Source organism: Pseudomonas sp. B14-6, assembly GCF_013260315.1.
Taxonomy (GTDB): Bacteria; Pseudomonadota; Gammaproteobacteria; order Pseudomonadales; family Pseudomonadaceae; genus Aquipseudomonas; species Aquipseudomonas mandelii.
In genome coordinates, this window is the sequence record NZ_CP053929.1 from 2,442,109 (window position 1) to 2,455,631 (window position 13,523).

The following is a 13,523-nucleotide window of genomic DNA, read 5'->3' on the forward strand; positions in this document are numbered from 1 at the left end:
GGCGGTGTTGGGGTCAGATCCGCACATTGCCCCGGGGCCCGGCGATAGCCCAGATGATCAGGCCCAGGACAGGCAGCAGCAGAATCAGCAGCACCCAGATGATTTTCATCCCTGTGTCAGCGCCACTTTTGAGCACGTTGATGATTGCCCAAATATCCAGGACAAGAATAATCAGGCCGATCAGGCCATTGAACGTGGAACCCATGGTGTCGCTCCCTAAGAGTGGTGTGCACTCTTAGGATAGCCGGGCCTTGCGAGGGTTCCGTTTTTTAAACGTGGACCGCTATTTTCAGGGCTTCGAGCGATGGCGCGGCGGTGATACCCACTTGCGCGCACAACTCGAGCACGCGCGGTACGTCGTTGCCGTAGACCAGCACCACTTGCAGTTCGTCGTCGAGCAACTGGCTGAAGTTCATCAGCGTGTAACCGCCGTTTTCCTTGTTCATGCTGCCCATCTGCACCTGAATGCGGTTGAGCGCTGTCAGGGCTTCGGTCTTGGCCAGTTGCTTGGGCTTGATGTTGAAATCAACGCCGGGGCCGAACGAGGCGACGATCTGGGCGAACAGGTCGACGTAGGTGTCGGCCTGGAACAGCACGGTTTCCGGCAGGCTGCCCACTACAACCCACTCGCCCAGTGGAATCGGGAAGGAATCGTCGTAGTTGATATCCTGATTGGCCGTCAGAAAAGCCTCGGGATCGGCGTAGGCCTGAGCCGCTTCGTCAGCGACTTTCAGGATTTCGTCATCGCTCATGCACCCGGAGCTGATTTTAGTGATGAGTTCGACGAGTGCGGCTTTCATGGGGCGGATCCTGTAGCGAGTGAATTTTGAGGGCGCGAAGGATAGCGCATTCGGAGAGAGTTACCGAGCAGACCAAAACTGCGTGGCGAGGGAGCTTGCTCCCGCTCGGCTGCAAAGCAGTCGTCAATCAGGTGAAAGCGGTCGACCTGATCTACTGCGGTGAATGGTTTTGGGGCCGCTTCGCAGCCCAGCGGGAGCAAGCTCCCTCGCCATAAAAGCCTCGATACCACAGGGGAGCGTGCGTATTCAGGCCAGCAATTTTTGCAACTGCGCGGTGGTATCGACCGCGCCCATGGTTTTCGCGGCGTCCAGCGCGGTGACGCCATTGGCATCCTTGGCTTTCGGATCGGCGCCTTTGCTGATCAGGTAATCGACGATTTCAACGCGGTTGAACATCGCCGCCATCATCAGCGCGGTGCGGCCGTCGAAGGATGAGCCTTCCACTTGTGCGCCCCCCTCGACCAACGCCTTGACCACCGCCAGGTCGCCCTTGAACGCGGCGCCGGCAATCGGGCTCTGGCCATTGTCGTTGCGGATTTCCGGGTCGGCCTTGTGTTCCAGCAGCACTTTCACCGTCTCCACGTGGCCGTGGTAGGCGGCGAGCATCAGCAAGGTGTCGCCCTTGTGGTTGCGCAGGTTCGGCGGCAGGCCTTTGGTCAGCAACGCAGCCATCATGGCCGCATCGCCCTCGCGTGCCTTGTTGAATACCTGTTCGGCAAATTCAGCGGCTTCTTCGGGGGTCATCTGGCGGCTTTGGTCTGACATCGGGGACTCCACTGTCTGTCATTCGGAAAGCCGACAGTTTCCCGAGCAGCCCCAAGGCTGTCACTTCTTTTTTCTCAAGAGCCGCCATAGCCACATTCAATAGCGGTACTTGCCGCCGCGAATATCCGCCAGGATCTGGTCGGTGACTTGCACGTAAGTCTGGGTGCCGGGCAGCCAGGCGTAGATCGGGTCATCGCCGGTTTTGCCGGGGTCGAAGGCTTCGTCCTTGAGCCGGGTTTTCTGGTATTTGAAGGTCCCGGTGGTTTCCATTTTCACTTTCACCCGCAGGAAAAGCGGCACCGCATACGCGGGCATCTGCTGGCGGGCAAACGCCAACAACTCGCTGAAATCCAGGGTTGCCAAGGATTCGGCAGGCGTGATCGCGGCCATGCCGGCACGTCCGTTGGTGTTCAGGATTTCCACGCCATACGCCACGGCTTCTGAAATATTCGGGTGTTGCAGCAAGATGTTCTCGACCTCGGTCGTCGAGACGTTCTCACCCTTCCAGCGATAGGTGTCCCCCAACCGATCAACAAACTGCGCATGGCCAAAACCGATATTGCGCAGCAGATCGCCCGTATTGAAGTAACGGTCGCCCCGGGTGAACACGTCGTGGAGCACGACTTTTTCAGTCTTCTGCGGATCGGTGTAACCGTCCAGCGGCGCCTTGTCGTCGATTCTCGCCAACAACAGACCCTGCTCGCCTTTGGCAACTTTGCGCATGAAGCCCTTGGCGTCACGAATCGGCTGGCCGCTGTCGTGGTCGTAGGCCACCAGCTCCCAAGCCATCAGGGAAAAACCGATGGTGTTGTCGAAGTTGAGGATGTTGGTGAAGCCGATATTGCCGTCGCTGGCGGCGTATAGCTCACAAATGTGCTCAACCGCAAAGCGCGTCTTGAACTCGCGCCAGGCGCCGGGCCGCAGGCCATTGCCGATCATCTTGCTCACGCGGTGTTTGCTGTCCTCGGCCGTGGGTGGTTGATCCACCAGGTAGCGGCATAATTCGCCGACGTAACCAAGGGTGGTCGCCTGGTATTTGCGCACGTCGTTCCAGAACTGGCTGGCGCTGAATTTGCGGCGGATGGCAAATCCTGCGGCGCCGCTGATCGCCGCCCCCCAACACACGCAGAGCCCGGTGGCGTGATACAGCGGCAAGGTGCAATACACGACATCCTCGGGCTGCATATTCAGGGCGATCTGACCGAAGCTCGCCGAGCTGCGCATCCAGCGACCGTGTTTGAACACGCCCGCCTTGGGCAACCCGGTGGTGCCTGAGGTGTAGATATAGAAACAAGGATCGTCGAAGAAAACCTGCTGGCTGCTGGCCGGATTTTCACTGGACGCCTGGGCGCTGGCGCTCATCAGATTGATGAAACCGTCGGGCGCATGGCCGGGATGTCGATAGGTGTCTTGATCGGCAACGAACCAGGTGCGCGTCGGCTCGATCGACACCCGCTCGCGGACGGCACTGAAAGCTGGGACCAGTTCTTCGCCCACAATGATCGCCGCAGGCGCCACGAGGTTCAGGCTGTGGGCCAGGGTGTCGCGGGTTTGCGAGGTATTGAGCAAGGCACTGATCGCGCCGACCTTGGCCACTGCCAGAATCGTCACCAGCAGTTCTGGACGGTTCTCGAGAAAAACCGCCACCACATCACCCTTGCGGATGCCTTGGGTAATCAGGTGATGGGCGATGCGATTGGCCCACTGATTGACCTGTGCATAACTCAGCGTCACGTCGCCTTGCAGCAACGCGGGCCCATCGGGATTGCGCAAGGTCGCTTGCTCGAACGTCCAGCCGAGGCCACACGCTTGGGTCGGGTCCTTGACGTTGGCAACCTTCATGCCCTTCACCACCCGAGGAATGGCTTTGGCAATGGAAGGCAGTTTGCGGAGCATCATGCTCCAGGTAATCGTGTCGCTCATGCTTGCTCCCGTTCGATCTTTTTATTGTCGGGCGGCGGTCTATGAGTCCGAAAATACGTCAGCGGTTCTTGAGCTGTACACGCGGTTTTTGAAATGTTTTGTATCCGCGCCCCGAGCGTTCGAGATCGCGAACCTCAGCGCGGGTGATTGGTTCCATCCAATCGAGGCCGACCCCGCAAAATGCAGGATGCACGATGGCCATTCATGCAGATTGCACGAAAGCGAAAATCCACCAAAAATATAAATCATTGATTTATAACGATTTTAAAAATATCAGGTGCTGGCACAATCACTGCAACTACCTCTCCATGCTTGCCAATCAAGTGCTAACGGAGCTGATAGACATGAGCCTGATCCAAGAAAAATTTACCTCCCTGTTCTCCAACTTCGAAGTGAACACCCAACCACGTCCGGATGGTGGCATTCTGCTGACCCTGCGCAGCACCGAAGGCAAAGTGTTCAAGCGTTCGATTTCGTACCAGCAATTGCATGCCGGCGATCAGTTGTCGTGGGTGATCAGTGCAATTCGCCGTGACCTGGCCGAACAGGCCAGCGAACTGCCGCAGATCTCCATGCTGCAGAGCCAGCAGCGGTTTGCCCTGCCGACCTATCACTCGGCGTGAACCTTGCGGTTGAGTAAATAAACACGCTGTAAAAAAACAGGCCGGGAGAGCTTTCGCTCCACGGCCTGTTTTGTTTTTGAAGCTGCACTGAGCCTTTGTAGGAGCGAAGCTTGCTCGCGAAGGCGATGGAGCAGATGTCAATAATGTTGACGGACACGCCGCCTTCGCGAGCAAGCTTCGCTCCTACAGGTAAGTCGTTTCGACGTTAAAAGGTGGAAAGATCAATCCGGGCAAAACTGTCGACGGTGACATGCCCTGCCAGCGCCCCGCCTTCCCGGGCCAGTCCGCAAGTGGCCATGCCAGCGGCGCGCGCCGCGTCCAGTTCCTCGACGATATCGGACAGAAACACAATCTGCGCAGCCTCCAGCCCGATCGCCTGGGTGATGCGCTCGTAAGAGTGTGCTTCACGCTTGGGCCCCGACGTGGTGTCGAAATAGCCGCTGAACAAGGGCGACAAGTCCCCCGCCTCCGAGCAACCGAAGATCAGCTTCTGTGCCTGGATCGAGCCCGAGGAATACACAAACAGTTTAAAACCGTCCTGATGCCAGCGCTTGAGCGCTTCAACGGCGTCCGGGTAAACGTGACCTTTCAACTGTCCGGCCTGATAGCCCTGCTCCCAGACCATGCCTTGCAATGCTTTCAGCGGCGTGGCCTTGCGGTCTTCGGCAATCCAGCCCAGCAGGATTTCGATCACCCGCTCAACGTCGGCGTCCGGTTCGTTGCTGTCACGGCGCACGGCGGCCAGTTGCTCGGCCACATCTGCGCGCCCGGCGTGCTGGCGAACAAATTCCGGCAGGTGTTTGGCGGCATACGGAAACAGCACGTCGAACACAAAACTCACCGCGCTGGTGGTGCCTTCGATGTCGGTGAGAATCGCTTTGATCGGCATCGGCTCAGTCCTCAAGACGCGGGAAGCGGCTGGCGATGTCTTCGCCGGTGAAGTTGGCAACCCAGCCTTCAGGGTTGTTGAACAGTCGGATCGCGACGAAGTGCGGATGCTCGCCCATGTCGAACCAGTGCGGCGTGCCGGCCGGTACGGAGATCAGGTCGTTCTTCTCGCAGAGCACCGCGTAAACGTAATCGTCGATGTGCAGGGTGAACAGCCCACGGCCGGCGACGAAAAATCGGACTTCGTCTTCGCCATGGCGGTGTTCGTCGAGGAACTTGGCGCGCAGTTCGGCTTTTTGCGGGTGATCGCTGTTCAGGCTGATCACGTCGACGGTGACGTAACCGCGCTCGGTCATCAGTTTGTCGATCTGTTCCTGGTACGCCGCGATCACTTCTTCCTGACTGGCGCCCGGCTGGATTTTCGCGGTAGCTTGCCAGCGGTCGAAACGCACGCCCTGCTCGGCCAGGGTCGAGGCGATGTCTTCGAAATGGGTCAGCACCTTGTTCGGAAGATCAGGGTTTGAGACGTGGTAAACGGACAGGCTGCTCATCAGGGCAACTCCTTAACGGTTCATGCGTTGCGGTTCATGCTTGACGGTTCAAAACCGCGCGCATCTTCAACTCGCATTCGAACAAAAATTCAAACGCTTCGATCTGCCGCAGGGCGTCGCTCATGCGCGCGCCCCAGGTGTAGAGGCCGTGGCCGCGAATCAGGTAGCCGACGCAATCGGGATGGGCTTCTAGCCAAGGCTGCACCTTGGCGGCGAGGCGCGCAATGTCCTGGTCGTTGTCGAAAATCGGCACGCGCACCCGGGACTCGTGGGTCGAGACGCCGCTGAAAGCTTTTTGCAGTTCGTAATCTTCGAACTCGATGAAGTCTCCTGGCGTCAGGCGCGACAGCACCGTGGCGTTCACCGAATGGGTGTGCAGCACCGCGCCGATCTCCGGGCGCCAGCTGTAGAGCTGGGTGTGCAGCAGGGTTTCGGCGGACGGTTTTTTGCCCGGTTCCAGGCTGTTGCCCGACAGGTCGGTGACCAGCACATCATCCACACCCAGCTGGCCTTTGTGCTTGCCGGACACGGTCAGCAGCGCTTCGGTCGGCGACAGGCGGGTCGAATAGTTGCTGCTGGTGGCCGGCGACCAGCCGCGACCGTACAGAAAACGCCCGGCGTCGATGATTTCCTGGGCGAGGTGTTCACGGGTAAGGCTCATGGCCTGTCCTCTTGCATGCGTGTGGCAATGATAACGGCAGCGGCGAAGGCTGCGAGACTGGCAATACTAAAGGTGAACGTGGCCCCGAGGGCGTTCCAGCTGTAGCCGGAATACAACGCGCCCAATGCGCCGCCAGTGCCGGCGAGCGCGGCGTAAAGCGCCTGGCCCTGACCTTGCTGACGCGCACCGAAGCTACGTTGCACGAACTGGATGGCAGCGGCGTGAAAGCTGCCGAATGTTGCAGCGTGCAGCACCTGGGCAAACAGCAGCACCCAAAGGAATTCGGCCAGCGAGCCCAGCAGCAACCAGCGCACGGCCGCCAGCAGGAAACTCACCAGCAGCACCCGACGCACCGAGAAGCGCGCGAGGATTTTGCTCATGGCCAGAAACATCAGGACTTCGGCGACCACGCCGACCGCCCAGAGCATGCCGATCACGCCTCGACTGTAACCGAGCCGTTCCAGGTGCAGCGTCAAAAAGGTGTAATAAGGCCCGTGGCTCACCTGCATCAGCGCCACGCAAGCGTAAAACGCCAACACGCCGGGATTGCGCAATTGCCTGAGAAAACCGTCTCCGGCAATGCGTTCGCCCTGAACCGGTTGAGCGTTGGGCACCCACAGGCTGCTGACGACGATGCCGGCCATGATCAGCACCAGCGCCACCGGGTAAATGTCGAGGCTCAGCCATTCGAACATCCGGCCGAGCGCGACCACGGTGATGATGAAACCGATGGACCCCCAGAGGCGGATCTGACTGTAGCGCGACGTCTGCCCTTTCAAGTGCGCCAGGGTGATGACTTCGAACTGCGGCAACACTGCGTGCCAGAAGAACGCATGCAACGCCATGACCATCGCCAGCCAGGCGTAGGTCTGGCTGACGAAAATCAGCGAAAACGTCAGCAGGGTGCAGACGGCGCCAAAGCGCACGATGGCCAGGCGCCGGCCGGTGTAGTCACCCAGCCAGCCCCAGATGTTTGGTGCCACGCAACGCATCAGCATCGGGATCGCCACCAGTTCGCCGATGCGCGCGCTGGAAAAGCCCAGGTGATCGAAGTACAGCGCCAGAAACGGCGCTGTCGAACCGAGCAAGGCGAAATAGAACAGATAGAAACTGGAGAGCCGCCAGTATGGGAGCGCCGCCACGTCGTCAGACCGCAGCGGCGTTGAGGTCAGCCATTAAAGCTGACCCAGCACCGGCGTGCTCACGCGCACGTCGGCATTTTGCCCGCGATGACGCAACAGGTGATCCATCAGCACGATGGCCATCATCGCTTCGGCGATCGGCGTGGCGCGGATGCCGACGCAGGGGTCATGTCGGCCCTTGGTGATGACGTCCACCGGGTTGCCATGAACGTCGATCGAGCGGCCCGGCGTGGTGATGCTCGAGGTCGGCTTGAGGGCCAGGTGCGCAACGATCGGCTGACCGGAGGAGATACCGCCCAAAATGCCGCCCGCATTGTTGCTGAGGAAGCCTTCCGGAGTCATTTCGTCGCGGTGTTCAGTACCGCGCTGGGCGACGCTGGCGAAACCGGCACCGATTTCCACGCCTTTCACGGCGTTGATGCTCATCAGCGCATGGGCCAGTTCGGCGTCGAGGCGGTCGAAGATCGGCTCGCCGAGGCCTGGCATCACGCCTTCGGCGACGACGGTGATCTTGGCGCCGACCGAATCCTGATCGCGGCGCAGCTGGTCCATGTAGGCTTCCAGCTCCGGCACCTTGTCCGGGTCAGGGCTGAAGAACGCGTTCTCTTCCACCGAATCCCAGGTCTTGAACGGGATCTCGATCGGGCCGAGCTGGCTCATGTAGCCGCGAATGACGATGCCCTGGCTGGCCAGGTATTTCTTGGCAATCGCACCAGCGGCTACACGCATGGCGGTTTCGCGGGCGGAACTGCGTCCGCCACCGCGGTAATCGCGCTCGCCGTATTTGTGGTGATAGGTGTAGTCGGCGTGGGCCGGGCGGAACAGATCCTTGATCGCCGAGTAGTCCTTGGACTTCTGGTCGGTATTGCGGATCAACAGGCCGATGGCGCAACCGGTGGTGCGACCTTCGAACACGCCGGAGAGGATTTCGACTTCGTCGGCTTCCTGGCGCTGCGTGGTGTGGCGGCTGGTACCGGGTTTGCGGCGATCCAGATCGCGCTGCAGATCCTCAACGGAAATCTCCAGCCCCGGCGGGCAGCCGTCGACAATGGCGACCAACGCCGGACCATGGCTTTCGCCCGCGGTGGTGACAGTGAACAGCTTGCCGTAGGTATTGCCGGACATGCAGGACGCTCCGTGAAATGAACCTGAATACGTAATGCGCGCCAGTATACGCAGGCTACCCAAGTAGTTCATCCTCGAACCTTATGGGTGCCCGCGAGTCCAACCGGCACCTTTGTGAATGATGGCGTGATGATGCTGCGAGTTCTAGCCTTGAGCCTTACCCTGTTTACCGGCTTTGCCCAGGCCACTGTCCTGCAACGCCCGATCACTTTGGATACCGGCACCGGGGAGCTTTTCGGCTCGCTGTTGCTGCCTAAATCCGACACCCCCGTGCCCGTTGTCCTGATCATTTCCGGCTCCGGTCCTACGGATCGTGACGGAAACAACCCCGACGGCGGCCGTAACGACAGCCTCAAGCGGCTGGCCTGGGTGCTGGCCAAACACAACATCGCCAGCGTGCGTTACGACAAGCGCGGCGTGGCGGCGAGCCTCGCAGCGACGCCGGACGAGCGCAATCTGTCGGTGGAAGCTTATGTCGCCGACGCCGAGGCCTGGGGCCGCAAGCTCAAAACCGACCCGCGCTTTGGCCAGCTGATTCTGCTGGGCCACAGCGAAGGCGCCTTGATCGCCAGCCTTGCGGCGCCCAGCGTCGATGCCGCCGCGGTCATCTCCATGTCGGGCAGCGCCCGGCCGATCGACCAGGTGTTGCGTCAGCAATTGAGCAATCGCCTGCCACCGCCGTTGATGCTGCGCAGCAATGAGCTGCTCGACAGCCTCAAGGCCGGCAAAACCGACGACAACGTGCCGCCGCAGTTACAGGTGATTTTCCGCCCGAGCGTGCAGCCGTATCTGATTTCGCTGTTCCGTCAGGACCCGGAGGCAGCGTTCGCCAAATTGAAAATGCCGGCGTTGATCATCCAGGGCAGCAACGACATTCAGGTCGGCGTCGGTGACGCCAGGATGCTCAAGGCGGCCAAACCGGACGCCGAACTGGCGCTGATCGAAGGCATGAACCACGTCATGCGCATCGTGCCCAACGACGTGAAACGGCAAATGGCCTCTTACAAGGACCCGCAATTGCCGTTGGCCGCCGAACTCGGCGCGCGAATCCTCGAGTTTATTGACGGACTTCGCACCAGTTAGCCACTACTCACCCTCCAGTCCTGAAAAAAACGGCCGATAAGCCTTTGTCGCCAGCGCTATGACTGACGACAAGCAGAGCTTGGACAGGATCTCGCCGTTATGACTGATACCCAGACTTCACCCGACACGACCGCTGAAAAAGACACACCGCCAGCGGTCGAGCTGCCGTGGGCGGACGTTCACGTCGAGCACCACAAGATGCTCCGCCTGGCGCCGCTGCAAACCGACCGCAATACCGGTGGGCGGCCATTGCGCTTTGTCGAATTCGGTTACGCCGACCGCCACAGCAAGGACCACAGCCTGATGCGCATGAGCATCAAGCTGCCCAGCCAGCGCGTGCGCAAAGAGCAGAACCATCTGGACGTGTGGGTCGATCACACCGCCAAGCGTGTGCATTTCGAGCCTGAAAGCGGTTTGCAGATTGAACCGATGAACCGTGGCATCGGCCGGTTCATGGCCGCCCAGGGCATCACTTGGGCGAAGAAGCGTTGGCCCGGCTACACCGTCGACGGCACGGATCTGAACAATAAAGATGCGTTGAACGAAGACACGCGCCTGCGCCGCGATCACTTTCTCAAGGCCCATGGTTTTGAAGTGGTCTACGCCGACGCCCAGCATTTGAAAGGCAGCGTCAAAGAAGTAAAGGTCGAAGACCTGCTGGGTGACTGGAACAGCGAAAAGCTGCAAGTGGTGGAAATACTCGAAGCCGCGCAGATGCTTCAACAGGCCGAGCAGAATCTGGCCGAGCAGGAAGTGAAGCTGAAGAAACACGAAGAGAAGGTCAGCAAGTACAAGCGTGAAGACGCCGGTCTGCGCTTTACCATTACGTGCCTGGTGGCGTTTGCGGTGTTTCAGGCGGGGTTACTGATCTGGATTGCTACGCACCGGTAACGATCCGAGACCGCGGCGCGGTCTTCGCGGGCAAGCCACGCTCTCACCGATTTTGCGTCGTGCCCAAATGATGCGGCACACACAAGACCTGTAGGAGCGAGGCCTGCCTGCGAAAGCGCCCTAAAGTCAGACGCGGGAAGCGAACAGGGCCTGATGATCGCGGCACTGCTCCGCACTCAACATAAACACACCATGCCCACCGCGCTCGAAATCGAGCCAGGCGAAGTCGACTTCCGGGTACAGCGCCTCAACGTGAACCTGGCTGTTGCCCACTTCAACTATCAGCAAGCCCTTCTCGGTCAAATGATCCGCTGCTTCAGCGAGCATCCGTCGCACCAGGTTCAAACCATCATCACCGCAGGCCAGGCCCAGTTCAGGTTCATGCTGATATTCGTCCGGCATGTCGGCGAAATCTTCCGCGTCAACGTAAGGCGGGTTCGACACGATCAGGTCGAAACGCTGACCCGGCAAGCCGTCAAACCCATCACCCTGAACGGTGTACACCCGCTCATCAACGCCATGGCGCTCGATGTTCTGGTTGGCCACTTCCAGCGCTTCGAACGACAGATCGGCCAGCACGACTTCGGCGTTCTGGAATTCGTAGGCGCAGGCGATACCGATGCAACCGGAACCGGTGCACAGGTCGAGAATCCGCGCCGGCTCGGCACCCAGCCACGGCTCGAAACGCTTTTCGATCAGCTCGCCAATCGGCGAGCGCGGGATCAGCACACGTTCGTCGACAATGAACGACATCCCGCAAAACCACGCTTCGCCCAGCAGGTAGGCGGTCGGAATGCGGTCTTCGATGCGGCGTTTGAGCAAGCGTTGCAGATTGACCAGTTCGTCATCTTCCAGGGCGCAGTCGAGGTAGCTGTCGGCGATTTCCCACGGCAAGTGCAAGGCACCCAACACCAGTTGACGGGCTTCGTCCCAGGCGTTGTCGGTCCCATGGCCGAAAAACAGATCCTCCCCATGGAAGCGGCTGACGGCCCAACGGATATGGTCACGCAGGGTACGAAGGCGGGAAGTGATCACGGGGGTAAACTCCAGAAAAAACGACTGGCGATTCTAACAGCCAAAACGCGCCACGACGACGCGGGAAAACAGCAGATCAGATGTAGGACATGTCCATTTTCACTGTTGGCTATTGAACAAAACCTGCATCTTGACAAGGCTGCACGCCAGCAACGACGGCGCCTGCGATAGTAGCGATTCACAGAACCGCTCAGCCAGAGGACAATGTCGCAAAAGCCCCACTCCAAGGAGCCCCAGAATGTCCGTTCCAAAAACGATGTTTCAACTCAGCGGCCGCGGTTACGCAGCAGCCAATCTGGGTCATGCGACCCTTGTCATCATCGATGCCCAGAAAGAATACCTCAGCGGCCCGCTGGCCCTGACCGGCATGGATGCTGCCGTCGCGAACATCAAGCAACTGGTGGCCGCTGCCCGTGCCGCCGGTCGTCCGATCGTGCATGTGCGCCATCTCGGCACCGTGGGCGGGCTGTTCGATCCACAGGGCGAGCGCGGTGAGTTTATCCCGGGCCTGGAGCCGCTGGCGGACGAAACCATTATCGGCAAACTGCTGCCGAGTGCGTTTCACGGCACCCCATTGTACGATCGACTGCAAGAACTCGGCTCTCTGGACCTGATCGTGTGCGGCTTCATGAGTCACTCCAGCGTCAGCACCACCGTGCGTGCCGCAAAGAACCTGGGCTTTCGCTGCACCCTGGTTGAAGACGCCTGCGCGACTCGCGATCTGCCCTACAAAGGTGGCGTACTCACAGCCGAGCATGTTCAGCACACCGAAATGGCGATCATGGCGGACAACTTCGCCACCCTCGCGCTCACTCATGAACTGATCTGATCGGCCTCGAAGAGCGGTCAATACCGCCGCTCATCCGCAAAAGCCTCTCATTTGCTGCAATTGACTTAGCCTCAGGAACAACCCGGACAACTCCCGGTCGAAGGGCCGATACCCATTGAGGAAGGTCGGAATGAAGTTATCCGATGGTTTTGACGCACGCCGCTTGCGGCCCAAGGGCCAACGCAACTGGCGTTTTCGATTCGGCGCAGCCTTTGCTGCCTTGCTGGCGACGTGCGGTGTGTTGCTGGCAATGGCCGGCGCCGCCAGCCTGCTCGGCCGCCCTCCGGCCCTGGGCGAATTGAATGCCAGCCCGCTGGGCTCGGCGATCATTCTGGCGGTTGGCCTGTTTGTGCTTTATATCGGTGTGTGGCTGTGGCGTCGATGCCGGCGTCGTTCGCGCCAATCGCGAGAGCTGAACATGTCCCCGCACCTGATGAAAAAACACGATTGAATCGAAGGCCCGGCTTTTAGGCGGGCCTCAATTGTTATGGATAGTGCCTCGACTTGGGTAAACTGGCCGCCCTTCGCGGAGGCTGACATGCAAGACGACGATTTTTCCCTGTTCAAAAGTGCGATCCAAGGCGTCAAGCCGATCAAGCACGATCGCGCCGAAACCGGCAAACCCAAGGCCGACCGCGCGCAAATCGCCAAGTTGCGTCAGGCCGCGACCGTTCGCACCGATGCCACCACCGTTGATGGTCTGTCCGATCAGTTCGTGATCGACGTCGGCCCGGAAGACGAGTTGATGTGGGCCCGTGACGGCGTTCAGGAAAGCCAGATACGCAAGCTCAAGATCGGACAGATTCCGTTCGAAGGCAGCCTCGACCTGCACGGCATGACGGTGGAAAAAGCCCGGGAAACCCTCTGGGCGTTCCTGGCTGAAGCAACCAAATTCGAAATCCGCTGTGTGCGTGTCACCCACGGCAAAGCCGTGCGTCTGGACGGCAAGCGGCCGATGATCAAAAGCCACGTCAACACGTGGTTGCGTCAGCATTCCCAAGTACTCGGCTTCACCTCTTGCCAACCGAAACATGGCGGTGCCGGCGCGGTGTATGTGATGCTCAAACGGACCATGATGGAAGGTCGCGACGAATAAAGCCCTGGGGGCTGCTCAACGACACCGGGGATACTTTGGAATATTCGGCTCACTGCACGGGCCGCTGGCAGCTGCGGTACCGATTAGATCGCCGCACAGCTGACAATACAA

Annotated in this window: 16 protein-coding genes; 6 read left to right on the plus strand and 10 right to left on the minus strand. The window is 59.8% G+C overall.

The window, feature by feature from the left end; genetic code table 11:
- Nucleotides 1-13: 13 nt before the first annotated feature.
- From HP062_RS11050 to HP062_RS11065, 4 genes are all read right to left on the minus strand, one after another.
- A complete protein-coding gene (locus HP062_RS11050) occupies nucleotides 14-205 on the minus strand; it encodes a PLDc N-terminal domain-containing protein (protein WP_010456621.1) in 192 nt (63 codons plus the stop codon).
- A 64-nt stretch (nucleotides 206-269) separates the two neighbouring features.
- Nucleotides 270-800 (minus strand): hypothetical protein, encoded by a 531-nt coding sequence (locus HP062_RS11055; protein ID WP_077748174.1) that lies wholly within the window; start codon nucleotides 798-800, stop codon nucleotides 270-272.
- A 246-nt stretch (nucleotides 801-1,046) separates the two neighbouring features.
- A complete protein-coding gene (locus HP062_RS11060; protein ID WP_010456625.1) occupies nucleotides 1,047-1,565 on the minus strand; it encodes an ankyrin repeat domain-containing protein in 519 nt (172 codons plus the stop codon).
- A gap of 96 nt (nucleotides 1,566-1,661) precedes the next feature.
- On the minus strand, nucleotides 1,662-3,488 hold the full coding sequence (locus HP062_RS11065) for a long-chain-acyl-CoA synthetase (protein ID WP_172791406.1): 1,827 nt from the start codon (nucleotides 3,486-3,488) through the stop codon (nucleotides 1,662-1,664).
- A 344-nt stretch (nucleotides 3,489-3,832) separates the two neighbouring features.
- On the opposite strand from HP062_RS11065, the gene HP062_RS11070 reads away from it, so the two are divergent.
- Nucleotides 3,833-4,111, plus strand: a complete 279-nt coding sequence (locus HP062_RS11070; protein WP_010456630.1) for a DUF3509 domain-containing protein — start codon at nucleotides 3,833-3,835, stop codon at nucleotides 4,109-4,111.
- Between the two features lie 205 nt (nucleotides 4,112-4,316).
- Here HP062_RS11070 and mtnC read toward each other — a convergent pair whose 3' ends face one another.
- From mtnC to aroC, 5 genes are read right to left on the minus strand one after another with little or no spacing between them, the layout of a single operon-like run.
- Nucleotides 4,317-5,000 carry an acireductone synthase gene (gene mtnC, locus HP062_RS11075; RefSeq protein WP_172791407.1) on the minus strand — a complete coding sequence of 228 codons (684 nt, stop codon included), beginning with the start codon at nucleotides 4,998-5,000 and terminating at the stop codon, nucleotides 4,317-4,319.
- A gap of 4 nt (nucleotides 5,001-5,004) precedes the next feature.
- Complete coding sequence (locus HP062_RS11080; RefSeq protein WP_102595319.1) at nucleotides 5,005-5,550, minus strand: acireductone dioxygenase; 546 nt, start codon at nucleotides 5,548-5,550, stop codon at nucleotides 5,005-5,007.
- A gap of 34 nt (nucleotides 5,551-5,584) precedes the next feature.
- The gene (locus HP062_RS11085; RefSeq protein ID WP_102595318.1) at nucleotides 5,585-6,211 is read right to left on the minus strand and encodes a methylthioribulose 1-phosphate dehydratase; all 627 of its coding nucleotides are present in this window, start codon (nucleotides 6,209-6,211) and stop codon (nucleotides 5,585-5,587) included.
- The gene (locus tag HP062_RS11090) at nucleotides 6,208-7,353 is read right to left on the minus strand and encodes an MFS transporter (protein ID WP_010456638.1); all 1,146 of its coding nucleotides are present in this window, start codon (nucleotides 7,351-7,353) and stop codon (nucleotides 6,208-6,210) included. Before HP062_RS11090 ends, HP062_RS11085 begins: the two co-directional genes overlap by 4 nt.
- Nucleotides 7,354-7,386: 33 nt before the next feature.
- On the minus strand, nucleotides 7,387-8,478 hold the full coding sequence (gene aroC, locus HP062_RS11095; RefSeq protein WP_010456640.1) for a chorismate synthase: 1,092 nt from the start codon (nucleotides 8,476-8,478) through the stop codon (nucleotides 7,387-7,389).
- A gap of 129 nt (nucleotides 8,479-8,607) precedes the next feature.
- Here aroC and HP062_RS11100 point away from each other — a divergent pair, with 129 nt between their 5' ends.
- Both HP062_RS11100 and HP062_RS11105 read left to right on the plus strand, forming a co-directional pair.
- Nucleotides 8,608-9,561, plus strand: a complete 954-nt coding sequence (locus tag HP062_RS11100) for an alpha/beta hydrolase (RefSeq protein ID WP_010456642.1) — start codon at nucleotides 8,608-8,610, stop codon at nucleotides 9,559-9,561.
- Between the two features lie 99 nt (nucleotides 9,562-9,660).
- On the plus strand, nucleotides 9,661-10,452 hold the full coding sequence (locus tag HP062_RS11105; protein ID WP_172791408.1) for a hypothetical protein: 792 nt from the start codon (nucleotides 9,661-9,663) through the stop codon (nucleotides 10,450-10,452).
- Nucleotides 10,453-10,578: 126 nt separating this feature from the next.
- On the opposite strand, the gene prmB is transcribed toward HP062_RS11105, so the two are convergent.
- A complete protein-coding gene (prmB, locus tag HP062_RS11110) occupies nucleotides 10,579-11,487 on the minus strand; it encodes a 50S ribosomal protein L3 N(5)-glutamine methyltransferase (protein WP_010456646.1) in 909 nt (302 codons plus the stop codon).
- 238 nt (nucleotides 11,488-11,725) lie between these two features.
- Between prmB and HP062_RS11115 the strand changes: the two genes are divergently transcribed.
- The 3 genes from HP062_RS11115 (at nucleotide 11,726) to HP062_RS11125 (ending at nucleotide 13,412) form a co-directional block, all read left to right on the plus strand.
- Entirely contained in the window at nucleotides 11,726-12,316 is a 591-nt protein-coding gene (locus tag HP062_RS11115; RefSeq protein ID WP_010456648.1) for a cysteine hydrolase family protein, read from the plus strand.
- A gap of 130 nt (nucleotides 12,317-12,446) precedes the next feature.
- Nucleotides 12,447-12,767 (plus strand): hypothetical protein, encoded by a 321-nt coding sequence (locus HP062_RS11120; protein WP_010456650.1) that lies wholly within the window; start codon nucleotides 12,447-12,449, stop codon nucleotides 12,765-12,767.
- 87 nt (nucleotides 12,768-12,854) lie between these two features.
- A complete protein-coding gene (locus HP062_RS11125) occupies nucleotides 12,855-13,412 on the plus strand; it encodes a Smr/MutS family protein (protein ID WP_010456652.1) in 558 nt (185 codons plus the stop codon).
- The last annotated feature ends 111 nt before the right edge of the window (nucleotides 13,413-13,523 follow it).